The organism is Rhodococcus sp. NPDC058532, from assembly GCF_042719255.1.
Lineage (GTDB): Bacteria > Actinomycetota > Actinomycetes > Mycobacteriales > Mycobacteriaceae > Rhodococcus_G.
Genome location: NZ_JBHXNU010000005.1, coordinates 136,758 through 163,745 on the forward strand (window position 1 = coordinate 136,758; position 26,988 = coordinate 163,745).

General features: G+C 73.7%; 1 protein-coding gene. It reads left to right on the top strand.

Annotated elements, in window-relative coordinates; all coding sequences use genetic code 11:
* Positions 1-63 precede the first annotated feature (63 nt).
* On the top strand, positions 64-26,961 hold the full coding sequence (locus tag ACFWQG_RS08560; RefSeq protein WP_378507165.1) for a non-ribosomal peptide synthase/polyketide synthase: 26,898 nt from the start codon (positions 64-66) through the stop codon (positions 26,959-26,961).
* Positions 26,962-26,988 lie beyond the last annotated feature (27 nt).

A 26,988-nucleotide genomic window follows, 5' to 3' on the forward strand; every position in this document is an offset into this window, starting at 1 on the left:
CAACGTTGAATCTGAGAACACGCCGAAACCGCATCGCAACTATCCCTTTGCGTGAGGATTACGATGAAGGATTCTTCCTCTGTTGATCCCGGCCGCGACGCAGACTCCGCCGTGTCGGGCGCGTCCGGTGCCTTCCCACTGTCCGCGGTCCAGCGGACGATGTGGTTCTCCCAGCAGCTCAACCCCACCGTGCCGACATTCATCGCGCAGTACGTGGAACTGCACGGGGACATCGACATACCGCTGCTGCGGGAGGCCGCGCTCACCGCGGCGCACGAGTTCCAATCGCCGTTCCTGACGTTGGTCGAGATCGACGGCGAGCCGCGGCAGATCGTGGACCCGTCGATCGACACCCAGATCGGGTTCTTCGACTTCCGCGGCGAACGGGACCCGATGGCCGCGGCGCACGCCTGGATCGACACCGACTACGTGACGCCGATCCGGATCACCAGGGACCGCCTGGTGGAGATGACGATTCTCCAGGTCGGCGACCGCGACTACCTGTGGTACACCAGGATTCACCACGTCGCGCTCGACGGCTACAGCGGCATGACGATGGTCAACCGGATCGCCGCGCTGTACACCGCGGCCGCGAAGGGCGTCGAACCGGAGCCGAGCCGGGCGCTGGACCTGCGTCAGGTGTACGACCTGGACGTCAAGTACCGGGAATCGGGCAGATTCGCCTCCGACCGCGAGTACTGGGCGGAGCACGTGCGCGGCATCGAGAACGGATCCACCCTCGCCGGGCGGGAGGGTCCGGTGTCCGCGCGCAGCCGCCTCGAAAGTGCCGCCCTCTCACTCGAGGGCCTGCACCGCCTCGGCGCGTCCGACGACCGATACGGCGGCACCTCGGCCGCGGTGCTGATCGCCGCGTTCGCGTGCTACCTGTCCCGGATGACCGGGCGCCGCGACGTGCTGGTCAACCTTCCGGTGTCGGCGCGGACCACCGCACCGCTGCAACGCTCCGGCGGCATGCTGGTCAACGTCGCACCGCTGAACATCACCGTCGCCGACGACGACACCGTCGGGACCCTGGTGCAGCGGGTGCAGCTGGAACTGATGGGCGCGCTGCGGCACCAGCGATGCTCGATCGAGGACATCCGCCGCGACGCCGGACTCACCGGCGCCCGCCAGGGCCTGTCCGGACCGATGGTCAACGTGATGCTGTTCCGGCAGGAGATCACCCTCGGGTCGGTGGTCGGGGAGTACCACATCGTCACCTCCGGCCCGGTGCAGGACCTGCTGGTGAACATCTACCAGAGCGGATCGCCCGCCCGGACGCTGGTGGACTTCCGCGGCAACCCGAACCGGTACGGATCGGACGAACTGCACGACCATCACCAGAGCTTCGTCGCCCTCACCGAGGAGTTCCTCGCCGCGGGCCGGGACACCCCGATCACGACGATCCACCCCGAGTCGGCGGCCGTCGGCGCCGAGGCGATGCGGGCGGCCGCCGACGTCGACTTCTGGCGCACCGAGCTGGCCGGGCTGCCCACCGCGCCCACCCTGCCCGGCGTCGACCCCGGCCTGCGGCAACCCGGCTACACCACCACCGAGTTCGATCTCGATCCCGACACCGTCGCCGGGGTGCGCCGTGTCGCCGCGGCGCTGGGCGTTCCCGACGCCGCGGTATGCCACGCCGCCGTTGCGGTCCTCGTCGGACGCCTCACCGGCACCGACGATGTTGCGATCACCACCAACGTCGCCGCGGCGGGCGGCGGTGGCCTCCCGATCCGCACCGTCCTCGATGGGGCCGCCCCGTTCGCCGACCTCGTCAGCGCCGTCGCCGACCGGTATCGCCGCGCCGCCGACCACGGCGGCACGGCAGGCACCCGGATCGCCGCCGACCTCGACCTCCCCACCCTCCCGGTCGCGATCACCGCGCCCGAATCCGAGCCCGCGCCCGACGACGCCGACCTGGTGCTGCAGTTCCGCGAGCCGACCGCGCCGGACCTGCCCCCGTCGCTGGTCGTGCACCACGCCAACGACGTGGCCGTTCCCGAGGTCGTTGCCGCGCTCGTCGCCCGCCTGGACCGGGTCCTGACCCGCGCCGTCGCCGAACCCGACCGGCCGTGCGGCGACCTGCCGCTGATGTCCGCGACCGAGGCCGGGGCCCTGACCCCGGTGTGGGGTGGTGCGCCAGCCCCGGACCGCACCCTGGCCGGGATCCTGGCGGACGCCGTCGCCGCCGGACCCGACCGGGTCGCCGTCGTCGACGGCGACCGCACCCTCGACTACCGGGAACTCGACTCCCGGTCCGACTCCCTCGCCGCGCTGCTCGCCGCCCGCGGGATGGGCCCGGGTTCCGTCGTCGCGCTGTCGATCGCCCGATCCGTTGACTCGGTGACCGCGGTGTGGGCGGTCGCGAAGACCGGGGCCGCATTCGTTCCGGTGGACCCGAACTATCCGGCGGACCGGATCGAGCACATGCTCACCGACTCCGGCGCCGCCCTCGGACTGACCACGCGGGACCACCGGCGGCAGGTCCCCGACCTGGTCGACTGGCTCGACGTCGACGACCTCGACCGGCTCGCCGCCGCCGCACCCGACAGCCCCGCACCCGACGGCGGCGCGGCGGGACCGCGGCACGGGACCCGCCTCGACGACGCCGCCTACCTGATCTACACGTCCGGCTCGACGGGCGTCCCGAAGGGCGTGGTGGTCACCCACCGGGGTCTGGCGAACCTCGCCGAGGACGTCCGGGAGCGGTTCACGATCACCCCCGACTCCCGCACCCTGCACTTCTCGTCCCCAAGCTTCGACGCGTCGATCCTGGAGCTGCTGCTCGCCGTCGGCGCCGGCGCGACGATGGTGATCGCGCCGCCCGCCATCTACGGCGGCGCCGAGCTCGCCGAGCTGCTGCGCCGCAACCGGGTCACGCACGCGTTCATCACCCCGGCCGCGCTGGCGTCCGTCGACCCGACCGGGCTCGACGCCCTGCGCTGCGTGATCACCGGCGGCGACGTGTGCCCGCCGGAACTGGTCCGGCAGTGGGCTGTCCCACATACCCCGAGTCCGCGAGGAGTGCCCGGCCGGGTGCTGTTCAACGCGTACGGACCGACGGAGTCGACGGTGGTGGCGGGGATCAGCTCCCCGCTCGACCCCGACCGCCCGGTCACCATCGGCGGCCCCTCCCTCGGTAGCGGCTCGATGGTGCTCGACGAGCGGCTGCACCCGGTGCCGGTCGGGGTGACCGGCGAACTGTACGTGACGGGCCCGAGCCTGGCCCGCGGCTACCGGAACCGGCCCGGCACCACCGCCGAACGGTTCGTCGCCGACCCGTTCCGGCCGGGCAGCAGGATGTACCGGACCGGGGACCTGGTGCGGTGGAACCGGTTCGGGGAACTCGAGTACCTGGGCCGCAGCGACTTCCAGATCAAGATCCGCGGATTCCGGATCGAGCTCGGCGAGATCGACTCGGTCCTGCGCGGCGACCCGGCCGTCGCGTTCGCGGTCACCGCCGGGCACGCCCGGCCGTCCGGGGACACGGCACTCGTCGGGTACGTCCTTCCCGCCGACGGCGCGGCGGTCGACACCGCGGCCCTGCTGGCGCGCGCCGCGGACGCCCTGCCCGCGCACATGGTGCCCGCGGCGATCGTCGTCCTCGACCGGGTGCCGCTGACCCCGGCGGGCAAGGTGGATCGACGGGCGCTGCCGGAGCCCCGCTTCGACGCGACCGGCACCGAGTACCGGGAGCCGTCGACGGACACCGAGCGCCGCATCGCGGCCGTGTTCACCGACGTCCTCACCGCCGCCCGGGTCGGCGTCGACGACAGCTTCTTCGACCTCGGCGGCGACTCCCTGATCGCCACCAGGGTGATCGCGCGGACCAACGCCGCTCTCGGCAGTTCGCTGGGGGTGCTGGACCTGTTCGAGGCGCCGACCGTCGCGTTGCTCGCGCGGCGCGCCGGGGAGGCGGGCGGCGCGTCCCGTCCGGAACTGGTGCCGCGGGAGCACGTCGGGCCGGTGCCGGTCTCGATGGCGCAGCAGCGGATGTGGGTGGTCAACCAGCTCGACACGACGTCGGCGGTGTACAATATCCCGATCGCGGTGCGCCTGACCGGCGACCTGGACGTGGCCGCCCTGACCGCCGCGCTCGGGGACGTGGTGCAGCGGCACGCGACGCTGCGGACCGTCTTCCCGAACACCCCGACCGGGCCGGTGCAGCAGGTCCGGTCCGCTGCCGAGTCGACCCCCGACCTGACGCCGGTGGACGTGCCGGTCGACCGGCTGCGCCCGCGGGTGCGGGCGTTGGCAACCGCCGGGTTCGACGTCACCGCCGCCACCCCGCTGCGCGCGACGCTGCTGCGCATCGACCCGACCACGCACGTGCTGGTGCTGGTGGTGCACCACATCGCCGCCGACGGCCTGTCAATGGGGCCGCTGTCCCGGGATGTGCTCGCCGCGTACGCCGCCCGGGTTGCCGGCGCGGCGCCGGACTGGGCGCCGCTGCCGGTGCAGTACGCGGACTACGCGCTGTGGCAGCGGGCCCTGCTCGGGTCCGTCGACGACCCGGACAGCCTGATGTCCCGGCAGCTGCGGTACTGGACCGACGCCCTCGACGGCGCCCCGGAGGTGTTGTCCCTGCCCGCCGACCGGCCGCGGCCCGCGCAGGCGTCGATGCGCGGCGGCACCGTCGACGTCACCGTCGATCCGGTATTGCACCGGCGGCTGCACGCTCTCGCGCACCGGCACGGCACTAGCCTGTTCATGGTGCTGCACGCGGCGCTGGCGGTGCTGCTGTCCCGGTCCAGCGGAGAATCCGACATCTCGATCGGATCGCCGGTGTCGGGGCGGGGGGAGGCGGGCCTCGACGACCTGGTCGGCATGTTCGTCGGCACCCTGGTGCTGCGGGCACAGGTCGACCCCGCCGAACCGTTCACCGCGCTGCTGGACCGGGTCCGCGCCGGCGACCTGGCCGCGATGGGGCGGACCGACCTACCGTTCGAGATCCTCGTCGACGCGATGCACCCGACCCGGACCACGGCGCACTCGCCGCTGTTCCAGGTGATGCTGGTGCTGCAGGGCGCGGTCGAGGCGCACCTCGAACTGCCCGGCGTCGACGCCGACGTCACCGATGTGGACACCGGCACCGCGAAGTTCGACCTGCAGGTGATCGCCACCGAGCACACCGGCAGCGATGGGGAACCGGGCCCCCTCGACACCCAGTTCGCCTACGCCCGTGACCTTTTCGATCACACCACGATGTCGTCGATGGCCGACCGGTTCGTTCGCGTCCTCGAGGAGGTGGCCGCGGACCCGGAGGCCCTGGTCGGGGACCTGCGGACCGTCGGCGCGGACGAGCGGCGTCGGGTCGTGCAGGACTGGAACGACACCGCCGTCGCCGTCGACGGCGCCCGCACCCTCCCCGAACTGCTCCGGCAGCAGGTAGACCGGACCCCCGACGCGGTCGCGGTGGTCTTCGGGGACCGGTCCTGGACGTACGCCGCGTTCGCGGACCGGGTCGATGCGCTCGCCAGCGTGCTGCGCACCCGCGGGGTGGGGCCGGAGTCCCGGGTCGCGGTGGCGTTGCGCCGTTCCGACGACCTGCTCCTGGCGATCCACGCGGTGATCCGGGCCGGCGCCGCCTACGTGCCGCTCGACCCGGATCATCCGCCCGCCCGCACCCGGCATGTCCTCGACAGCGCGGCACCGGTGTGCGTGTTGACCGCAGGCGAGCACCGCGGCGTTCTGCCCGACACCGTGGACGTGCTCGACCTCGACACCCTCACCGCACCCGACACCGCCGCCGCCGACTTCCCGGTGCCGCACCCGGACTCGGCCGCCTACGTCATCTACACGTCCGGGTCCACCGGCACCCCGAAGGGGGTCACCATCACGCACCGGGCGATCGTCAACCGGCTGCGGTGGATGCAGGACGGCTACCCGCTCGACGGGTCCGATGTGGTCCTGCAGAAGACGCCGGTCACCTTCGACGTGTCGGTGTGGGAGTTGTTCTGGCCGCTGATGACCGGTGCCCGGCTGGTGATCGCCGCCCCCGACGGGCACCGCGACCCCGACTACCTGTCCCGGGTCATCGCCGCCGAGCACGTCACCACCGTGCACTTCGTGCCGTCGATGCTGGCGACGTTCCTGTCCGCCGCCCGACCCGAGGAATGTGCGGGGCTGCTGCGGGTGTTCACCAGCGGCGAGGCGCTGCCGCCCGCGACGGCCGAGGTGTTCCGCCGGTTCTGCGGCGCCGCCCTGCACAACCTGTACGGGCCGACGGAGGCGGCGGTCGACGTCACCGCATGGGAGGTGTCCGCCGCCGACACCACCGACATCCCGATCGGGGCGCCGGTGTGGAACACCCGCCTGTACGTGCTCGATTCGCGGCTGCACCCGGTCCCGGTGGGGGTGCGAGGCGAGCTGTACCTGGCGGGCGTGCAGATCGCCCGCGGCTACGTCGGCCGCCCGGACCTGACCTCGGACCGGTTCGTCGCCGACCCGTTCGGCGGCGCGGGCGAGCGGATGTACCGCACCGGCGACGTGGTGCGCTGGCTCGAACGCCCCAGCCGCGCCCCGGGGCACCCCAGCGCGGGCGTCCTCGACTACCTGGGCCGCACCGACTTCCAGGTCAAGCTGCGCGGGCAGCGCATCGAACTCGGCGAGGTCGAGGCCGCCCTCCTCGCGGCGCCCGGCGTCGCGCAGGCGGTGGCCGTCACCCACCACGACGACATCACCGGCGACTCCCTGATCGGGTACGTCGTCGCGGAGCCGGGCGTCGACGTGGACCCGGCGGCGGTGCGGGCGGCGGCGGCCGCCGAGCTGGCCGCGTACATGGTGCCCGCGCAGATCCTCGTCCTCGACGAGTTCCCGCTCGGGCATTCCGGGAAGCTGGACCGCCGGGCGCTGCCCGAACCCGAGTTTGTGCTGGCGTCGGCGGAGTTCGTCGCGCCCCGCAACCCGGTCGAGGAGATCCTCTGCGCCACCATCGCCGACCTGCTGGGCGCCACCCGGGTGGGGGTGCACGACAACTTCTTCGACCTCGGCGGCAACTCGCTGATCGCGGCGCGTCTGGTCGCCCGCGTGAACGGCGCGCTCGGTGCCCGGATCGGGGTGCGGGAGGTGTTCGACGCGCCGACGGTGGCGACGCTGGCGCTGCGGGTCGCGTCCGCGACCGCGGCCGCGGTGGACCGCCCGCCGCTGCGGCCGGAATCGGGGACCGCCCGCCCCGACCCGGCCCCGGTGGCGTTGGCGCAGAAGCGGATGTGGTTCGTCAACCAGTTCGACACCGCATCACCCGCCTACAACATCGCGATGGCGATCCGCCTCGACGGCGACCTGGACGTGCCAGCGCTGACGGCCGCGGTCGCGGACGTGCTGGAACGGCACGAGTCGCTGCGCACCCGGTTCCCGCTCGTCGACGGGACGCCGGTGCAGCAGGTGCGCCCCACCGACACCGTCACCCCGGATCTGACACCCGAACCGGTCGCCGAGACCGACCTCGAGGGTCGGATCGCCGACCTCACCGGGGTCGGCTTCGACGTCACCGCCGCGCCGCCGCTGCGCGCCCGACTGCTCCGCACCGGCGCCGACCGGCACGTGCTGGTGATCGTCGTCCACCACATCTGCGCGGACGGCTTCTCGATGGCGCCGCTGGCGCGGGACGTGATGGGCGCGTACGGCGCGCGCACGGCGGGACTGGTCCCGCAGTGGGCGCCGCTGCCGGTGCAGTACGCCGACTACGCGTCCTGGCAGCGGCGGGTGCTCGGCGACCAGGACGACCCGCAGTCGCTGATGGCGCGGCAACTGAAGTACTGGACCGCCACCCTCGACGGCCTGCCCGATCTGCTTCCGCTGCCCACCGACCGGCCGCGGCCCGCGACGCAGTCCCTGCACGGCGCCGAAGCTCCGTTCCGGATCGACGCCGACCTGCACCGACGGCTCGTCGCGATCGCCAGGGACCGCGGCACCACCGTGTTCATGGCGATGCACGCCGTCCTCGCGGTGCTGCTCGCCCGGTCCACGGGGACCTCCGACATCGTCGTCGGCACCCCGATCGCCGGCCGCGGCGAACCCGAACTCGACGACATGGTCGGCATGTTCGTCGGCACCCTGGTGCTGCGCAGCGCGGTGCCGGGGGACCGCTCGTTCACCGACCTGCTCGCGTCGGTGCGGGACCGCGATCTCGAGGCATTCCACCAGTCGGACCTGCCGTTCGAGCGTCTCGTCGACGCGCTCGCCCCCGGCCGCAGCACCGCGCACTCGCCGCTGTTCCAGGTGATGTTCGAGTTCCGCAACAACGAGCGGCCGCACCTCGAACTGCCCGGGCTGACGGTCAGCACGGTCGAGCAGGCCGTCACGATCGCCAACTTCGACCTGCAACTGACCTGCACCGAACAGTTCGACTCGGACGGCGCACCCGCGGGCATCGACGCCGGATTCACCTACGCCACCGACCTGTTCGACCCCGACACCATCGACGAGATGGCGCGCAGGCTGCTGCGCATCCTCGACGGTGTCACCGCCGACCCCGACGCGCCGGTCGGCGACGTCACGGTCCTCGACCCCGACACCGTCACCGCGCTCGCCCCGGTCCGGGGACCCGCCGGGGTGCGGGCCCGCACCCTGCCGGAACTCCTCGCCGCCGCGGCGGCTGCCAACCCGGACGGGGCCGCGGTGATCGACACCGACGACACCACCCGCAGCTACCGCGACCTGGACGCCGAATCGAACCGGCTGGCGCGGCTGCTGATCGGTCTCGGCGCGGGCCCGGAAGCGGTGGTGGCGGTCGCGGTGCCCCGCTCGCTGCGGTCCGTGCTCGCGGTGTGGGCGGTCGCGAAGACCGGGGCCGCGTTCGTCCCCGTCGACCCGCACTACCCGCACGACCGGATCCTGCACATGCTCGAGGACTCCGGTGCCGCGATCACCGTCACCCTCGACGCCCACCGCGGCATCGTGCCCGACGGGGTGACCGCCGTCGCCCTCGACGACGCGGCCACCGCCGCGGACGTCGCCGCCCGGCCCGCGGCCGCGGTCACCGACGCCGACCGCACCGCCGCGCTGCGCCTCGACCACACCGCCTACCTGATCTACACCTCGGGATCCACCGGCGTCCCGAAGGGGGTGATGGTCACCCACCGGGGGCTGGCGGACTTCGGCGCCGACGAACGCGTCCGGTACGCCGTCACCCCCGACTCCCGCACCCTGCACTTCTCGTCCCCGAGCTTCGACGCGTCGATCCTGGAACTGTTCCTCGCGGTCGGTGCCGCGGCGACGATGGTCGTCGCGCCGCCGCAGGTCGTCGGCGGCGCCGAACTCACCGATCTGCTGCGCCGCCGCCGCGTCACCCACGCGTTCGTCACCCCCGCCGCCCTCGGGTCGGTGGACGCGGACGCGCTGCCGGACCTTCAGTGCGTCGTCACCGGCGGCGACAACTGCCCGCCGGAGCTGGTCCGGCAGTGGGCCGTACCGCACGGAGTGCCCGGCCGGTCGATGTTCAACGCGTACGGCCCGACCGAGGCGACCGTCGTCGCGTCGGTGACCGGCCCGATGCACCCGGACCGGCCGGTGACGATCGGCCGCCCCCCGACCGGCGGCGCGGTCACCGTCCTCGACGACCGGCTGCACCCGGTGCCCGCCGGGGTGACCGGCGAGCTGTACGTCACCGGGCCCGCCGTGGCCCGCGGCTACCGGAACCGGCCCGGCACCACCGCCGAACGGTTCCTCCCCGACCCGTTCGATCCGGGACAGCGGATGTACCGGACCGGGGACCTGGTCCGGTGGAACCGGTCCGGTGAACTGGAATACCTGGGCCGCAGCGACTTCCAGGTGAAGGTCCGCGGGTTCCGGATCGAGCTCGGCGAGATCGAGTCCGCGCTGATGCGGCACGAGTCGGTGGCGCGGGCCGTGGTCACCCCGCACGTCGACGACACGGGCCGCACCCGCCTCGTCGGCTACGTGGTGCCCCGGGCCGACGCCACCGTCGACGCGGGGGAGGTGCTGGCGTTCGCCGAGACACTGCTGGCGCCGTACATGGTGCCCGCCGCGCTGATGGTGCTCGTCGACCTGCCCGTCACCCCGGTCGGCAAGCTCGACCGCCGGGCGCTGCCCGCACCCGACTTCACCGCCCGCGCCGCGACGCACCGCGCCCCGGACGGGCCGGTCGAGACGGTGCTCGCCGGGCTGTTCGCCGAGGTCCTCGGGGCCGACGAGGTCGGGGTCGACGACTCCTTCTTCGCGCTCGGCGGCGACAGCATCATGTCCATCCAGCTCGTCGCCCGCGCCAAGGAGTCGGGCGTCTATCTGTCCCCGCGGGACGTGTTCGAGCACAAGACCGTCGCCGCCCTCGCCGCGGCCGCGGAGACCGGCGACGTCCCGGCGCCCGCGCTCGAGGAACTGCCCGGCGGCGGGGTCGGGGACATGCCGCCGACCCCGATCGTGCGGTGGCTGCTCGAACGCGGCGGCGGCTTCGAGCGGATGTCGCAGCCGACCCTGCTGCGCGCCCCGGCGGGCCTGACCTCCCTGGAACCGCTGATCGCCACGGTCCAGGCGGTCGTGGACCGGCACGACATGCTGCGGGCGCGGCTGCGGATCGTGGACGGGGCCGCCGACGGCGACCCGGTGCTCGAGGTGCGGCCGGTCGGCGCCGTCGACGCCGCGACCTGCGTGCGGCGCGTCGCGGTGCAGGCGGCACCGGGGACCGACGAGTACGCGGCGACGGTCCTCGCCGTCCTCGACGCCGCGCAGGACCGCCTCGACCCGGCGGGCGGGGTGATGCTGCAGGTGGTGTGGCTGGACTCGGCGACCGGGGAGGACCGGCTGCTGGTGGTCGTGCACCACCTCGTCGTCGACGGCGTGTCGTGGCGGGTCCTGGTCCCGGACCTCGCGGTCGCGTGGGCGCACGTGACGGCGGGGCAGGAGCCGGCGCTGGCCCCGGTCGGCACGTCGATGCGCCGGTGGGCGCACGCCCTCGTCGACGCGGCGACCGGCCGCCGCGACGAGTTGGCGTTGTGGCGCGGCATGCACGACGGGCCCGACCCGCTGCTCGGGTCGCGGCCCCTCGACCCCGACGTCGATGTCGAGTCGACGGTCGCGCGGGTGACCGTCGAGGTGCCCCCGGCTGTCAGCGAGGCGGTGCTGACCGCGATCCCGGACACCTATCGGGGCAGTGTCACCGACGGACTGCTCACCGCACTGGCGATGGCGCTGACCCGCTGGCACCGGCGGCACGGCAGGGACGTGGACGCCGACACCCTGATCGGGTTGGAGGGGCACGGCAGGGAGGACCAGGTGGTCGGCGGCGCCGACCTGTCCCGGACCGTCGGCTGGTTCACCACCATCCACCCGCTGCGGCTGCGGCTGCCCGACCTCGACCTCGACGCCGCGTTCGCCGGGGCGGCCGCGGCGGGCGCCGCACTCAAGGCCGTCAAGGAGCAGGTGCTCGCCGTCCCCGACAACGGGGTCGGCTACGGGCTGCTGCGCTACCTGGACCGGGAGGCCGGGGCGGAGCTGCGTGGGCACCGCGCCCCGCAGGTCAGCTTCAACTATCTCGGCCGGTTCGCGACCGACCTCACCGACGACGGCGCGGACGCGATGTGGACCCCGACCGCGGACGTCGACATGCAGCGGGCGCAGGACCACGACCGCCCGGTCGCCGCGGCGCTGGACGTCAACGCCGTCACCACCCTCGTCGACGACCGCCCGGTGCTGCGGGCTACCTGGGCGTACCCGTCGGGGGTCCTCGACGATGCCGACGTCCGGGAGATCGCGGACCTGTGGACGGCCGCGTTGGCCGCGCTCGCCGACCACGTCGCCGGGCCGGACGCGGGCGGCCTCACCCCCACCGACCTGGACCTGGTCGAACTCGACCAGCCCGCCATCGACCGGCTCGAACGACGCACCCCGGACCTGCAGGACGTGTGGTCGCTGTCGCCGCTGCAATCCGGGCTGCTGTTCCACGCCGCGAGCGCCAGGGACGGCGAGGACGCGGCCGGCGAGCGCGCCGTCGACTCGTACACGGTGCAGCTGACCCTCGAGGTGCGCGGCGCGGACCCGGCGCGGGTGCGTCGCGCCGGGCAGGCGCTGCTGGACCGGCACCCGAACCTGCGGGTCGCGTTCGTCGCCGACGACACCGGCCGCGCGGTGCAGATCGTGCACCGGCACGTCGACCTGCCGTGGACGGAGATCGACCTGACCGGGCATCCGCCCACCGAGCAGGCCAGGGCGCTGGACCGGCTGATGACCGAGGACCGGGCCCGCGGCTTCGACATGGACACCGCGCCGCTGCTGCGCCTGATGCTGATCCGGCTCGGACCGGACGAGCAGCGGATCGTGCTCACCAACCACCACATCCTGCTCGACGGCTGGTCGATGCCGCTGGTGCTGCGGGACCTGCTGACCCTGTACGTCACCGACGGCGACGACCGGCAGCTGCCCCGGGTCCCGTCCTACCGCGACTACCTCGGGTGGCTGGCCCGCCGCCCGCGGGAGGAGTCCGTGCGCGCCTGGCGGGAGGCGCTGGCCGGGGTCACCGAACCGACCCTGCTCGGGCGGGGCCGCCCCACCGGACCGACCGCCGACGAGGTGCGCATCGACCTCGGCGCCGACACCGCGTCCGCGCTGCGCACCCTGGCCCGCGACCGCGGCACCACCGTGTCGACGATGATCCGCGCCGCATGGGGAATCCTGGTCGGCGAACTGACCGGCCGCGACGATGTCGTCTTCGGCGGCACGGTGGCGGGCCGGCCCCCGCAGGTGCGGGGCATCGAGACGATGGTCGGCCTGTTCATCAACACGCTGCCGGTGCGGGTGACCCTCGACCCACGCGAGACGCTGCTCGAACTGCTCACCCGGCTGCAGGCCGAGCAGGCCGATCTGCTCGACCACCATCATGTCGGCCTGTCCGACATTCAGACCGCGGCCGGTCCCGGCGCCGTCTTCGACACCCTCACCGTCTTCGAGTCGTACCCCGTCGACCGGGACGCGTTGACCGCCGCGACCGACATCGCCGGGATGCACGTGACCGGCATCCACGACACCGCGAACACCGCGCACTACCCGCTCGCGCTGATCGCGTCCGACGACGACGCGCTGACCCTGAAGGTGGAGTACTTCCCGGAACTGTTCGATCATGCACACGTCGAACGACTCGGCCGCCGCGTCGAACGCATCCTCACCACCCTGGTCGCCACCCCCGACCTGCCGCTGGCGCGGCTGCGGCTGCTCACCGCCGACGAGAACGCCGACCTGGTCCCGGCCAGGGGTCTGCCCGCGACCCCCCACCGCACCCTGCCGCGGATCCTCACCGACGCGGCCGCGATCGACCCCGACGCGATCGCGTTGCGCGATCCCGGCGCCGGCGGCGGCCGCTCGGTCAGCTACCGGGACCTCGACGCGACATCGAACCGGCTGGCGCGGCTGCTGATCGCGCGGGGCGCGGGCCCGGGGACGGCCGTCGCGATGGGCCTGGCCCGGTCGGTGGAGTCGGTGACCGCGATCTGGGCGATCGCCAAGTCCGGTGCCGCCTTCGTCCCGGTGGACCCGAACTATCCGCCCGACCGCGTCACCCACATGCTCACCGATTCCGGCGCGGTCCTCGGCATCACCGACACCGCCACCGTGGACCGGCTGCCGGACCGGGTGATCTGGCTGGTCAACGACGGCCCGGACGCGGCCGAGCTGCTCGGCTCGGTGTCCGCCGCCCCGGTCACCGACGCGGACCGCCGGGCGCCGCTGCGCCTCGACGACACCGCGTACGTCATCTACACCTCCGGGTCCACGGGCACCCCGAAGGGGGTGGTGGTGCCGCACCGCGGCCTGGACAACTTCACCCGCGAACTGCAGCACCGGCTGCGCACCCACCAGCACGGGCGCACCCTGCACTTCGCGTCGCCGAGCTTCGACGGCTCGGTCCTGGACTACCTGCTCGCGTTCGGTCCCGGCGCGACGATGGTGATCGCCCCGCCCACCGTGTACGGCGGCGCGGAACTCGCCGACCTGCTCGCGAGCGAGCACGTCACCCATTCGTTCGTGACGACCGCCGGGCTGGAGACGGTCGACCCGGCGGGCCTCGACGAGTTCACCGGTGTCGTGGTCGGCGGCGAGGCCTGCCCGCCGGAACTGGTGACCCGCTGGGTCGAGGCGTCACCGACCCGACGGTTCTTCAACGGCTACGGGCCGACCGAGGCGACGGTCATGGCCGACATCAGCGGCCCGCTGCAGCCCGGCCGACCGGTCGGCATCGGCGGACCGCTGCTCGGGGTGTCCGAGGTGGTGCTCGGGACCCGGCTGCAGCCGGTGCCGCCGGGGGTGCCCGGCGAGCTGTACCTGTGCGGTCCCGGCCTGGCCCGCGGCTACCACCATCGGCTCGGGTTCACCGCGGGCCGCTTCGTCGCGAACCCGTTCGGCGGTCCGGGGGAGCGGATGTACCGGACCGGGGACCTGGTGCGTTGGATCCCCGCCGATCCCGCCGAGGCGGGCGACGTGGTCGGGGTGACATCGACGGCGGGGGACCTCATCTACCAGCTGGAGTATCTGGGCCGCACCGACTTCCAGGTGAAGATCCGCGGCTTCCGGATCGAGCTCGGTGAGATCGACTCCGCCGTCGCCGCGCACCCGGACGTCGACTTCGCGGTCACCCTCGCCCACCAGGTGGGGGAGGCCACCCATCTCGTCGCGTACGTCACGACGCACGGCACCCGGCCGTCGGTGGCGGCCCTGCGCGAGTTCGTCCGCGACCGGCTGCCCGCGCACATGGTTCCCGAGACCGTCACGTTCCTCGACGCGATCCCGCTCACCCCGGTCGGGAAGCTGGACCGCTCCGCGCTCCCCGCACCAGATTTTGCTGCCGCACAGTATGTTCCGCCGTCCAGCCCGATCGAACAGACCGTCGCCGATGTCTTCGCCGACGTGCTCGGCGTCGACCGGGTCGGCGCCGACGACGACTTCTTCGACCTCGGCGGCAACTCCCTGATCGCGACCCGGGTCGCGGCCCGGCTCGCCGCGACCCTCGACAGCCCGGTCGGAGTGCGGGCCCTGTTCGAGGCGCGAACGGTGCGGGAGGTCGCGCACCTGATCGCGCACAGCACCGGCGGCGCCGACCGCCCCGCACTCGTCGCCGGGCCCCGGCCGGAGCGAGTGCCGCTGTCCGCCGCGCAGCAGCGGATGTGGTTCCTCAACCAGTTCGACACCGGCTCACCGGCATACAACATTCCGCTCGCCGTCCGCCTGTCCGGCGACCTGGACGTCGATGCGCTCGCGGCAGCGCTGCGCGACGTGCGGGCCCGGCACGAGACCCTGCGCACCGTGTACCCGCTCGGGGCGGACCGCGAGCCCGAACAGGTGGTGCTCGGCGTCGACGACGCCCCCGCCGAGCTGCCGGTGCGGCCGGTCACCGAGGAGGACCTCGCCGCGCGGCTCGCCGACTTCGTCGGCGACGGCTTCGACGTGACCGCGGCCGTCCCCGTCCGGGTGGCCCTGTTCGCGGTCGCGCCCACCCCGCTCGAGGACGTATCCACCGAGCACGTCCTCGCGATCGTCGTGCACCACATCTGCGCGGACGGCTTCTCGATGACCCCGCTGGCCAGGGACGTGATGGCCGCGTACGGCGCCCGCGCCGCGGGAACGGCTCCCGGCGGGCAGCCGCTCGCCGTGCAGTTCGCGGACGTCGCGCTGTGGCAGCGGCGGCTGCTCGGCGACCCCGCCGACCCGCAGTCGCGGCACGCCGCCCAACTCGACTTCTGGACCACCGAACTCGCCGGGCTGCCGGAGGTGCTCGCGCTGCCGACGGACCGGCAGCGGCCCGCGCAGCGGACCCTGCGCGGCGGCCGGGTCCCGCTGCGCCTCGACGCCGACACCCACCGCACGCTGGCCGAGCTGGCCCGCACCGGCGGCGCGACGATGTTCATGACGATGCACGCGGCGCTTGCGGTGCTGCTGGCGAAGCTCACCGGCGCCGACGACCTCGCGATCGGCACTCCCGTCGCGGGCCGCGGCGACGCGGCGCTCGACGAGATGGTCGGCATGTTCGTCGGCACCCTGGTGCTCCGCAGCCCGGTCCCCGCCGAGCGCACCTTCCGGGAACTGATCGGGGAGATGCGGGCCCGCGACGTCGCCGCGTTCGAGCACACCGATCTGCCGTTCGAGGTGCTCGTCGACGCGCTCGCACCGGACCGCTCCACCAGCCACACGCCGCTGTTCCAGGTGCTCCTCGAGTTCCAGAACAACGAGCTGCCGACGCTGACGCTGCCCGGGCTGACCGTCACCCCGATCCAGCCCGACCTGCCGGTCGCCAAGTTCGACCTGCAGCTGACCCTCGCCGAGACGTTCACCGAGGACGGCGCCCCGGCGGGCATCACCGGCGCCCTCACCTACGCGAGCGACGTCTTCGACGAGGCGACCGCGGCGTCGATCGTCGACCGCTTCGGGCGGCTGGTGACGGCGCTGCGCGCCCACCCGGACCGGGCCGTGTCCAAGATCGACCTGCGCACCGCCGCCGAGCGGGACGCGATGGCCGCCGACTGGAACCTGCCGGGCAGGCCGACGCCCCGGACCACCCTCGCCGACGCGTTCACCGCCGCCGCGCAGGCCGACCCGGACGCGGCGGCCGTCACCGCAGGCTCTGACACCCTCACCTACCGGGAGCTGCGGGAACGGGCGAACCGGCTGGCCCGGGTGCTGGTCACGGCGGGCGCCCGCCCGGACACCCTGGTCGCGGTCGCGCTGCCCCGCGGCATCGACCTGGTCGTCGCGCTGCTCGCGGTGATCGAGTCCGGCGCCGGATACCTGCCGCTGGACGTCAGCTACCCGCCGGACCGGCTGGCATTCATGCTCGCCGACGCCGCGCCGGTGTGCACCCTGACGGCGTCCACCGACCTGGACCGGCTGCCCACGGGCGACGTCCCGACCCTGCTGCTCGACGACCCCGCGGTGGCGGCCCGGGTGGCCGCCGCGTCCGCGGACCCGGTCACCGACGCCGACCGCCGCGCACCCCTGGCCCCGGAGTCCATCGCCTACGTCATCTACACCTCCGGGTCCACCGGCCGCCCCAAGGGTGTCCTCGTTCCGCACGCCACCGTGCTCACCCTGTTCGAGAACACCCGCGACAGCTTCGGTTTCGGGCCGACGGACGTGTGGACGATGTTCCACTCCTTCGCCTTCGACTTCTCGGTGTGGGAACTGTGGGGTCCGCTGCTGCACGGCGGCAGGCTCGTCGTCGTCGACCACGACACCGCCCGCTCCCCGGAACGGTTCCTCGACCTGCTCGAGCGGGAACGGGTCACGGTCCTGAACCAGACCCCGACCGCGTTCTACCAACTCGCGGAGGCGGACCGGACCGTCGGCGGCGCCGACACGGGGGCGGACGGCGGTGCCGACCTGCTGTCGGGCCTGCGGTACGTGATCTTCGGCGGGGAGGCCCTCGACTTCGCGCAGCTGCGCCGCTGGTACGCCCGGCACGGAGCGGCACAGCCGGAACTGGTGAACATGTACGGGATCACCGAGACCACCGTGCACGTGACCCGGCTGCCGCTGACCCCGGCGCTCGCCGCGGCGTCCTCGGCGAGCGTCGTCGGACGCGCGATTCCCGGCCTGCGGGTGACCATCCTGGACCGGCGGCTGCGCCCGGTGCCGCCGGGCGTCGTCGGGGAGATGTACGTCGCGGGCGATCAGCTCACCCGCGGGTATCTCGGCCGCCCGGACCTGACCGCGGGACGGTTCGTCGCCGACCCGGCCGGGACGCCGGGCACCCGGATGTACCGGACCGGCGACCTGGCGCGCTGGAGCCGCGGCGGCGAACTCGAATACCTGGGCCGCAGCGACATGCAGGTGAAGATCCGTGGCTTCCGGATCGAGCTGGGGGAGATCGAGGCCGAGATGCTCCGCGTCCCCGGCGTCGCCGCCGCGGTCGCCTCGGTCCACGACGACGGCGCGGGCCGGACCCGGCTCGTCGGCTACGCGGTTCCCGAGCCGGGCACCACCCTGGACCGCGCCGTGCTGCGCGAGCACCTCGCCGCCGAACTCGCGTCGCACATGGTGCCCGCCGCGTTCGTCGCGCTGGACCGGCTGCCGCTGACCGCGAACGGGAAGCTGGACCGCAAGGCCCTGCCGGAACCGGACTTCGGCGCCCTCGCTGGCGCGGGCCGGGCCCCGGCCAGCGGCACCGAGGCGACCCTCGCCGACCTGTTCGCGGAGGTCCTCGGGACCGGGGATGTCGGGGTCGACGACTCGTTCTTCGCGCTCGGCGGCGACAGCATCATGTCGATCCAGCTGGTCGCCCGGGCGAAGGACGCCGGGCTGACGTTGACGCCGCGCCAGGTGTTCGAGCACCGGACGGTGGCGGCGCTCGCGGAGGTCGCGGAGCTCGCGTCCGCGGACGACGGCGCGGTGCTCGCGGAGCTGCCCGGCGGCGGGATCGGCGCGTTCCCGGCGACCCCGATCACCCGGTGGTTCCTCGACCGGGCCAGCGGCACCGCCGATCTGGGTCGGTACACCCAGACGGCGCTGCTGACGCTGCCCCCGGACGCGACCGGGGAGCGGCTCGAGCGGGTCCTCGGCGCGGTGCTCGACCGGCACGACATGCTGCGGGCCCGGCTCGACCGGGCGACCGGCACCGTCGTGGTGCCGGAGCCGGCGACCGTCGACCCCGCCACGCTGGTGACCCGGGTGCCCGTCGACGCCGTCACCGGCCCCGGCTTCGAATCGGGCGCGGCGCTGGCGCTGCGCGACGCCGCCGGGCGGCTGGACCCGGAACGCGGCATCGTGCTGCGGGCGGTGTGGTTCGACCCGCCGACCGGCGCCGGGCGGCTGCTGCTCGTCGTGCACCACCTGGCCGTGGACGGTGTGTCGTGGCGGGTGCTGGTCCCGGACCTGGCGATCGCGTGGTCGCAGCTCGCCGCCGGGACGGAACCGGACCTGGCCCCGACCGGCACGTCGATGCGGACCTGGGCGCACGCCCTCGCCGGCACCGACCACAGCGCCGAACTCGACCACTGGGCGTCGGTGCTCGCCGGACCGGACCCGCTGCTCGGTGCCCGCGCCATCGACCCGGCCGTCGACGTGGCCGCCACCACCCGGCGGGTCCGGGTGCAGGTGCCGCCGGACGTCACCGAGGCGCTGCTGACCGCGGTCCCGGAATCGTTCCACGGCAGCATCAACGACGGCCTGCTGACCGGGCTCGCGTTGGCGTTGACCCGCTGGCGCGCGGACCGCGGCCAGTTCCACGCCGACGCACTGATCACCCTCGAGGGCCACGGCCGCGAGGAGGACGCCGTCGGCGCCGGGTCGGCGGGCAGCGCGGACCTGGCCAGGACCGTCGGCTGGTTCACCACCATGTTCCCGGTCCGCCTCGACCTCACCGGCATCGACCTGGACGAGGCATTCGACGCGGGCCCCGCCGCGGGCGCCGCGATCAAGGCCGTCAAGGAACAGCTGCTCGCCGTCCCCGGGCATGGCATCGGCTTCGGGATGCTGCGGTACCCGGCGGCCGGCGACTCGCCGCTGGCCGACGCCCGGACCCCGCAGGTCGGCTTCAACTACCTGGGCAGGCTCGGCGGCGGCGCGAGCACCGACACCGACGACGGCTGGATGCCGGTCTCCGACGTCGACCTGGACGACGCCCCGAACCCCGCCCTGCCCGTCGCGAACGTCCTCGACGTCAACGCCGTCACCCTCGCCGGCCCCGACGGCCCCCGCCTGCGCGCCACCTGGGACTTCCCGTCCGGGGTGCTGTCGGCGGAGGAGGTCACCCTGCTCGCCGACCTGTGGGTGCAGGCGCTGACCGCCGTCGCCCGGCACGCCACCGACCCCGCCTCCGGCGGCCTCACCCCGTCCGACGTGCCACTCGTCGACCTGGACCAGCCCACCATCGACCGGCTCGAGCGCCGCTACCCGCAGCTGACGGAGATCTGGTCGCTCGGGCCGCTGCAGGCCGGGCTGCTGTTCCAGGCCCGGCTCACCGAGCACACCGTCGACCCCTACGTCGTGCAGCTGACCCTGGACCTGCGGGGCACCGTCGACGCCGACCGGCTGCGCCGCGCTGGCGAGGCGCTGCTGCAGCGGCACCCGAACCTGCGGGCCGCGTTCGAGGTGGAACCGGACGGCACCGCCGTCCAGGTGGTACCCGCGCGGGCCGCGCTGCCGTGGCGGGTCGTCGACCTGTCCACGATGCGCCGCGGCGTCGCCGAGGCCGAATTCGTCCGGATCCTCGACACCGACCGCACCACCGGCTTCGACATGACCGCGCCGCCGCTGCTGCGGATGCTGCTGGTGACCATCGCGCCGGGGGAGTACCGGCTGGTCCTGACCAATCACCACATCCTGCTCGACGGCTGGTCCACCCCACTGATCCTGCGGGACCTGCTCACCCTGTACGCCACCGACGGCGACGCGTCGGTGCTGCCGCGGGTGCGGCACTACCGGGACTACCTGCACTGGCTCGCCCGCCGCGACCGGTCCGGGTCCGAGCAGGTGTGGCGCGACTATCTCGGCGACCTGGGGGATCCGACGCTGCTCGCGCCGACCGCGCCGGGGCAGCCCGCCCCCGCCGGGTCCCGCGAGTACTCCCTGCGGCTGCCCGCCGAGGACACCGCGGCGCTGCACGAAACGGCCCGCGCCTGCGGCGTCACCGTCAACACCGTCGTGCAGGCCGCGTGGGGCGTCGTGCTCGGCGCGCTGACCGGCCGCGACGACGTCGTGTTCGGTGCCACCGTCTCCGGGCGGCCGCCGCAGATCCCCGGCATCGAGGAGATGGTGGGCCTGTTCATCACCACCATCCCGGTGCGGGTGACCCTGCGCCCCGGCGACACCCTCGCCGAGCTGCTCGAGACCCTCCAGGCCGAGCAGGCCGGCCTGCTCGACCACCACCTGCTCGGGCTGCCCGCCATCGCGCAGGCCGCGGGCCCCGGGTCGGTGTTCGACACCCTCACCGTCTTCGAGTCGTATCCCGTCGACCGGGCCGGGTTGAGCGAGGACACCGACATCGCCGGGATGCGGGTGGCCGGCGTCGACGGCCGCGACTCCGCGCACTACCCGCTGGCGCTGGTCGCCTCCGAAACCGACAGCCTGAACCTGAAATTCGAGTACTCCGACGCGTTCGGCCGCGGCGAGGTCGCGGTGATCGCGGACCGGGTGCACCGGGTGCTGCGACTGTTCGCGCTGCACCCCGACACCGGCGTCGCGCAGGCCCACGCCCTCGACGCGGTCGAGCTCGCCGAACTGCTGCCGGTGTCCGGGCCGACCGGCCGCTCGGTGCGCACCCTGCCGCAGATCCTCGCCGACGCGGCGGCCCTCGACCCGGACGCCGCCGCCCTGAGCTACGAGGGGCACACCACCACCTACCGCGACCTCGACCTCGAGTCGAACCGGTTGGCGCGGGTCCTGATCGGGCTCGGCGCCGGACCGGAGTCGTTCGTCGCGGTCGGCATCGCGCGGTCCCCGTCGTCGGTGCTGTGCATGTGGGCGGTCGCGAAGACCGGCGCCGCGTTCGTGCCGGTGGACCCGAACTATCCGCCGGAGCGGATCACCCACATGCTCACCGACTCCGGTGCCACCGTCGGCCTCGCGCTGACCGCGCACCGCGGCACCCTGCCCGAGTCGGTGCCGTGGCTGTACCTCGACTCCGACGCGGTCGCGGACCGGTGCGCCGCCGAGTCCGACGCCCCGGTCACCGACGCCGACCGGCGCGCCCCGATCGCCCTCGCGAACGCCGCCTACCTGGTGTACACGTCCGGCTCGACCGGCACCCCGAAGGGTGTCGTGGTCACCCACACTGGCCTCGACAACTTCGCCCGCGACCAGCTCGACCGGTTCGCCGCGGCGCCGGGATCGAGGACCCTGCACTTCTCGACGCCGAGCTTCGACGGCTCCGTGTTCGAGTACCTGCAGGCGTTCGGGGCGGGCGCGACGATGGTCCTCGCCCCGCCGACCGTCTACGGCGGCACCGAGCTCGCGCAGCTGATCAAGGCGGAACGGATCACCCACGCGTTCGTCACCACCGCCGCCCTGGCCACCGTCGACCCCGACGGGCTCGGCGAGTTCACGCACGTGGTGTTCGGCGGCGAGGCCTGCCCGCCGGACCTGGTCACCCGCTGGGCACCGGAGCGGTTGCTGCACAACGCGTACGGCCCCACCGAGACGACGGTGATGTCGAACATCAGCGACCCGATGTCCCCGGATCGGCCGATCACCCTCGGCGGCCCGATCCGCGGCGTGCAGGAACTGGTGCTCGGCGCGCACCTGCAACCGGTGCCGGTGGGCGCGCCGGGCGAGCTGTACATCTGCGGACTCGGGCTGGCCCGCGGCTACCACGACCGGCCCGGGTTCACCGCGGGACGGTTCGTCGCCAACCCGTACGCCCCCGGCGAGCGGATGTACCGCACCGGCGACATCGTCCGCTGGACGCGCAGCGTCGGCACCGGCGACTACACCCTCGAATACCTGGGCCGCAGCGACTTCCAGGTGAAGATCCGCGGCTTCCGGATCGAACTCGGCGAAATCGACGCCGCGATCATGGCGCACCCGGGCGTCGGGTTCGCGGTAACCGTCGCGGTGCCCGGCCCGTCCGGGGACACCGCCCTCGCCAGCTACGTGATGCCCGCGACCGGGCACCGCCTCGACCCCGCCGACCTGACCGCCGGACTCGCGCACCGCCTGCCCGCGCACCTGGTGCCCGCCGCGATCACCGTCCTCGACGAGATCCCGCTGACCCCGGTCGGCAAGCTGGACCGGGCGGCGCTGCCCCGGCCGGAATTCACGACCACCACCGGCGGGTACGTCGCCCCGACCACCCCCCTTGAGCGGTCCATCGCGGACGTGTTTGCCGACGTCCTCGGCGTGGACCGGGTCGGCATCGACGACGACTTCTTCGAGGTCGGCGGCAACTCCCTGATCGCGACGCGGGTCACCGCCCGCCTCGCGAGCGCCGTCGGCGCCACGGTCGGGGTCCGGGCCCTGTTCGAGGCGCCCACCGTCCGGGCCCTCGCCGCCCATATCGAGGCGGGCGACCGCGACCGCGCCCGGCCCGCGCTGACCGCGGGCCCCCGCCCCGACCACATCCCGATCTCCCTCGCGCAGCAGCGGATGTGGTTCCTCAACCAGTTCGACACCACCTCACCGGCGTACAACATTCCGCTCGCCGTCCGGTTGACCGGCACCCTCGACGTCGCGGCGCTGCGCGCGGCGGTCACCGACGTGCTGGACCGGCACGAGTCGCTGCGCACCCTGTTTCCGGTCGTCGACGGCAGGCCGACGCAACGCATCGTCGGGACCGATGCGGCGCTGACCGAGTTCAGCCTGGAGCACTCGACACCGGGCGACCTCCCGTCGCGGATCACCGAATTCGCGGCCAGGGGCTTCGACGTCGGTGCCGCGGTCCCGGTCCGCGCCGCGCTGTACACCCTCGCCCCGCACGACCACGCCCTGGTCGTGGTGGTGCACCACATCAGCGCCGACGGCGTCTCGCTCGCCACCCTGGCCCGGGACGTGATGTCCGCGTACGTCGCCCGCAGCGCGGGCCGGGCCCCGGCGTGGGCGCCGCTGCCCGCGCAGTACGCCGACTACACGCTCTGGCAGCATCGCGTCCTCGGCTCCGAGGACGACGAGCAGTCGCTGCTCGCCCGGCAGTGGCGGTTCTGGCGGGACGCGCTCGACGGCCTGCCGGACGTGATCGCGTTGCCCACGGACCGGCCGCGGCCGCTGCAGCAGACGATGCGCGGGGACCGGGTCGAGTTCGCGGTGCCCGCCGACCTGCACCGCGCGGTCACCGACCTGGCCCGCGGCGAGGGCGCGACCGTGTTCATGGCCGTGCACGCCGCCTACGCGCTGATGCTGGCCCGGCTCGGCGACACCGACGACATCGCGATCGGGACCCCGATCGCGGGCCGCGGCGACGCCGCGCTCGACGAGATGATCGGCATGTTCGTCGGCACCCTCGTGCTGCGCTCCCGGATCGACGCTGCGGAGTCGTTCACCGACTTCCTCGCCCGCGTCAAGGACTTCGACCTCGACGCGTTCGCCAACGCGGACCTGCCCTTCGAGCTGCTGGTGGAGAAGCTGAACCCACCCCGGTCCACGTCCTATTCGCCGCTGTTCCAGGTGTCCCTCGAGTTCCAGAACGCCGAGACCCCGCACCTGGAGCTGCCCGGGCTGACCGCGGAGGCGATGGACCTGTCCACCCGGGTCGCGAAGGAGGACCTGGAGCTGATCCTCGCCGAACGGTTCGACGACGACGGCACCCCGGACGGCATGACCGCGGCGTTCGACTACGCCACCGACCTGTTCGACCCGGCGACGGTACGCGCGCTCGCGGACCGGTTCCTGCGGATCCTGCGCGCGGTCACCGCCGACCCGGCCTGCCCGGTCGGCGACGTCGGCCTGCTCGGCGCCGTCGAACTGGCCGAGTACGCGCCCGCGCACGGGCGGACCGGCGGCACCCCCCGGCTGTGGCCGGACCTGCTCGCCGACGCGGCCGCCGTCGACCCCGACGCCGTTGCGTTGACGTTCCGGGACCGCCGGGTCAGCTACCGGGAACTCGACGAGCGGTCCAACCGTCTCGCCCGGGCCCTGATCGCCCGCGGCGTCGGGCCGGAGACCTTCGTCGCGCTCGGGCTGTCCCGGTCGCTGGAGGAGGTGCTCGCGATCTGGGCGGTCGCGAAGGCCGGTGCTGGCTTCGTCCCGGTGGACCCGACGTACCCGACGGACCGGATCGAGTACATGCTGCGGGACTCCGCCGCGGTCCTCGGCCTGACCGTCCCCGACCACCGCGACGGGCTCCCCGACACGGTGTCGTGGCTGGTCCACGACGACGCGCTGCGCCGGGAGCTGGGCGCCCTCTCCGCGGACCCGGTCACCGACGCCGACCGCGTCGCCCCGCTGCACCTGGCGCACCCGGCGTACCTGATCTACACGTCCGGGTCCACCGGCCTGCCCAAGGGTGTCATCGTCACCCACCGCGGCATCGCCAACCTGACGGCCGAGGAACACGACCGGTTCCGGGTGACACCGGACTCCCGGGTCTCGCACCTCGCCTCGCCCAGCTTCGACGCCTCCGTGTTCGAGTTGATGATGGCGTTCGGTGCTGGCGCGCACGTGGTGATCGTGCCGCCCACCGTGTTCGGCGGCACCGAGCTGGCGGACCTGCTGCGCCGCGAACGGGTCACGCACGCGTTCATCACCCCGACCGCGCTGGCGTCGATGGACGACGACGGGCTCGACGACCTCGCCGTGCTCGCCGTCGCCGGCGAGGCCTGCCCGCCCGAACTGGTCGCCAAGTGGGCCCGGAACCGGCACATGTTCAACGGCTACGGCCCCACCGAGACCACCATTCAGGCCAGCGTCAGCGAACCGATGAGCGCCGACCGGGCCGTCGACATCGGCCGCCCCGCGATCGGGTTCGAGGAGATGATCCTCGACACCCGGCTGCACCCGGTCCCGGTGGGGGTGCCCGGCGAGCTGTACATCGCCGGGCCGGGCCTGGCCCGCGGCTACCACCATCGCCCCGGGCTGACCGCGGGCCGGTTCGTCGCCAACCCGTTCGGCGAACCCGGCACCGGGATGTACCGCACCGGCGACGTCGTCCGGTGGCGGGCCGTGCCCGACCGCCCGGCGACCGACGGCACGGCCGGGGCCGACGGGGCGACGAGGTACGTGGTGGAGTATCTGGGCCGCAGCGACTTCCAGGTGAAGGTGCGCGGGTTCCGGATCGAGCTCGGCGAGATCGACACCGTCCTGTCCGGGCATCCGGCGGTCGGCTTCGCCGCCACCCTCGGCTACACCGGACCGTCCGGCGCGACGATGCTCGCCGCGTACGTCGTCGGCGTCGACGGCCTGCGCCCGGACCCGGGGGAGCTGCGCGCCTACACCGCGGCGCGGCTGCCCGCGCACATGGTGCCCGCCGCCGTCACCGTCCTGGACCGGGTCCCGATGACCCCGGTCGGCAAGCTGGACCGTCGCGCGCTGCCCGCGCCGGAGTTCGGCTCCCGCACCGACCTGTACCAGCCGCCCGCCACCGCAACCGAACGCGCCGTCGTCCGGATCTTCGAGGAGGTTCTTGAGGTCGAGCGGGTGGGGGCGGTGGACAGCTTCTTCGACCTCGGTGGCAACTCGATCGTCGCGACCCGCCTGGTCGCGGAGATCCAGTCCCGGCTCGGTGTGCGGTTGCCGCTGCAGGCGGTCTTCCTGGACCCGACGCCGCGCGGGATCGCGCTCGCCGTCGACGAACCCGGCGGTTCCGCTCCCGTCGACCGGGCCCTCAGCGTGCTGATTCCGCTGCGCACCCAGGGCAGCAAGGCGCCGCTGTTCTGCATCCATCCCGGGATCGGGCTGTCCTGGGGCTACTCCGGGCTGATGCGGCACCTGTCCGCGGACCGCCCCGCGTACGGGTTGCAGCTGCCCGTCCTCAGCGGCGGCCCGCACATCACCTCGGTCACCGACCTCGCGGCCCGCTACGTGCGGGAGCTGCAGGCGGTGCAGCCGCACGGGCCGTACCACCTGCTCGGCTGGTCCCTCGGCGGGGTGATCGCGCACGCGGTCGCGGTCGAACTCCGCTCGCGCGGCGAGGAGGTGGCGACGCTGGCGATCATGGACAGCTACGTCGAGGCCGACGACGACACCCCCGACACCCTCACCGTCGGGGAACTGCTGCACGGCCTCGGCATCGAGGACCTGCCCGCGGGCGACGACGACCTGACCTACGAGCGGGCGGTCGAGCTGCTCGACGAATCGTTCGGCCAGGACACCGGCCTGACCGCGGAGCACCTGCAGCGGATCAACGCCGGATTCACCGACTCGACGCGCCTGATGCGGGCGTTCCGGCCCGACGTGTTCGACGGCGACCTGCTGTTCTTCCGCGCGAGCCGGTCCGCGACCGGGGACCACTCGCCGCAGGAGTGGCGCGGCGCCGTCACCGGCGGCATCCGGGAGGTCGAGGTGGACTGCGAGCACAACCAGATGATCGAACCGGAGGTCCTCGCCGTCGTCGGGCCCGTGCTCGACGAGTATCTGGCGACGCACCACGCGCCGTGACGACACGGAAGGTACGCGATACAGTGG

Bases quoted from the DNA above. Each gene is read 5' to 3' on its own strand.
- ACFWQG_RS08560 (WP_378507165.1), top strand. From the start codon at position 64: ATGAAGGATTCTTCCTCTGTTGATCCCGGCCGCGACGCAGACTCCGCC.